The following is a 2,738-nucleotide window of genomic DNA, read 5'->3' on the forward strand; positions in this document are numbered from 1 at the left end:
ACTTTACCACTTACGCTTACCGCGTCGTCTTCTGCTGCATTTATTACTGAGTCTTCAAGCACTAGCGTTGTACTGGCTTGTGTGTCTTTAGTGAAATCTAGCGTGTTAGTAGTTACGTTGCCGGCTACATCTTGTGTGCTTACATCTACTGTGTAGTCGCCATCAGACAGTGCATTTAAAATACTGCTATCTAATTCCCATTTGCCAGCGTCATCTACACTTGCATTGCCATTAAATACAGTACTGCCGTCACTGTCTTTAATGATAATTGCTACGCTTTGGTTAGCTTCTACGTCGGTTACTGTGCCTGCTACTTTAGCAGTGCTTTGCTCAGCAGCATTTATAACTGCATCATCGCCCACATTTACCGTAACAGCGCTTTGTGTATCTTTAACAATGTTAAGATCTGCATTTGCGGTATTGCCTGCAGTGTCGGCGGTTGTTGCTGTAACAGTCAGTGCCCCTTCATCAAGGGTCGTTAAATCGAGCGAGTTACTTTGCCATGTTCCATCAGCTAAAATAATCGCTTGCCCTGTTACTGTTTTAGTACCATCAGACACCGTAACATTAACGATTTTGCCCTCTTCTATATTTACGCTTTGACCATTGATAACTACAGCCGATTTTTCTGCATTGTTAATTAATAAGTCGTTGTTTTCGCTCGGAATAGAAATTGAAGCTTGGGTGTCTTTTTCGAAAGTGGTGCTATTTGTAGCTTGGTTACCAGCATCATCAAATACACTAACAGCGGCAGTAATTGTGCCATCGGCAAGCGTATTAATATCTGCGCTACTAACTTCCCAACTGCCATCGTCATTAATTGTGACGTTGTTTATAGTAACGGGTAAGCCATTTTCATCAGTAAAAGTAACTGCTGCTGTATTAGTCGGCTCTATATCAGTAACCTGACCACTCACGACAACATTTGTTTGCTCGGCTGCATTTACTACGTCATCACCCGCTGCCATTGCAATGGTAGTAGCTGCTGTTTTGTCGTGTATGGCTGTATCGGTATTAGTGGCTGTATTACCGGCTACATCACTTACGGTGGCTGTGGCGGTTAATGTGCCATCATTAAGACCCGATAAGTCCGCATCTGTAATTGTGTAAGCATTATTGGTAACGGTGGCTTCAAAGCTGCGCTCGTTACCGGCTGTATCTTTTACTACAACCGTTACTTTTTGGTCGTCTTCAACACCGGTTGTGGTACCTGTAATTTCAACATTGGTGTTTTCGCCATTGCCATTTATTACGTTGTCGTTCGTGTCGTTTATATCGACTGTTACTGCAACGGTGGTGTCTTTAGTAAAGGTGGTTGCGTTTGTGGCTAAATTGCCCTCAACGTCTAATGCACTAACACTTACTTCAATTTCACCATCGGCAAGCGTTGTTATATCTGCTGCATCAACTTGCCATTCACCATTTGCGTTAATAGCGACGTTTTCAACTGTAACTTTTTTACCATCTTTATCAGTAAATATTACGGTGGCTGTTTGGTTAGCATCGGCTTCATCAATCACACCGCTTACTACTACATTACTTTGCTCATCACTATTAACTACGTCATCGCCCGCTGCCATTTGTATGGTAGTAACTGCTGTTTTATCGTGAATAGCTGTATCGGTATTAGTGGCTGTGTTACCGGCTACATCACTTACGGTGGCTGTGGCGGTTAATGTACCGTCGTTAAGACCCGATAAGTCTGCACCTGTAATTGTGTAAGCATTATTTGTAACGGTGGCTTCAAAGCTGCGTTCGTTACCGGCTGCATCTTTTACTACAACCGTTACTTTTTGGTCGTCTTCAACACCGGTTGTAGTACCTGTAATTTCAACATTGGTGTTTTCGCCATTGCCATTTATTATATTGTCGTCTGTATCGTTAATATCGACTGTTACAGTAGCTGTGGTGTCTTTGGTAAAGGTGGTTGAGTTAGTGGCTAAGTTGCCCTCAACGTCTAATGCGCTAACACTTGCTGTAATTTCACCATCGGCAAGCGTTGTTATGTCTGCTGCACCAACTTGCCATTGTCCACCTGCGTTAATAGCGACGTTTTCAACTGTTACTTTTTTACCGTCTTTATCGGTAAATACCACGGTGGCTGTTTGATTTGTATCGGCTTCATCAATCACACCGCTTACAACTACATTACTTTGCTCATTGCTATTAACTACGTCATCGCCCGCTGCCATTGTAATGGTAGTAACGGCTGTTTGGTCAATAATTGCGGTATCTTGGCTAGTTGCTGTATTGCCAGCTAAGTCGCTTACCGTGGCTGTGGCTGTAATTTCACCATCGTTAAAGGCTGATAAATCTTTATCTGAAATTGTATACGCTTCACCAATCACTATTGCAGTAAAGGTTTTAGTTGTTGTGCCATCGGTCACTGTTACTGTAACCGTACGGCCATTCTCTACACCAACCGCTGTGCCTGTAATTTTTACAGCTGAGCTTTCGCCATTGCCGTTAATAACGTTATCAGCTGTATCTTGTATTTCAACGGTTACATTGGCGTTGGCGTCTTTGGTAAAGCTGGTTTCATTTGTGGCTAAATTGCCCTCAACGTCTAATGCGCTAACGCTTGCTGTAATTTCACCATCGGCAAGCGTTGTTATGTCTGTTGCATCAATAACCCACTCACCTGCTGCGTTAATTGATACGCCAGTAACTACAACTGTGTCGTTATTGCTATCTGTAAAGGTGACTGTCGCGGTTTGGTTTGTATCGGCTTCTTCTAT

Annotated in this window: 1 protein-coding gene; it reads right to left on the reverse strand. The window is 43.0% G+C overall.

What is annotated here, in order from left to right; all coding sequences use genetic code 11:
• The coding region (locus GQR56_RS21025; protein ID WP_166115304.1) for an Ig-like domain-containing protein at positions 1 to 2,738 on the reverse strand (2,738 nt) is incomplete at both ends.

It is taken from the genome of Pseudoalteromonas sp. Z9A5, from assembly GCF_011378875.1.
In the GTDB taxonomy this organism is placed as follows: Bacteria; Pseudomonadota; Gammaproteobacteria; order Enterobacterales; family Alteromonadaceae; genus Pseudoalteromonas.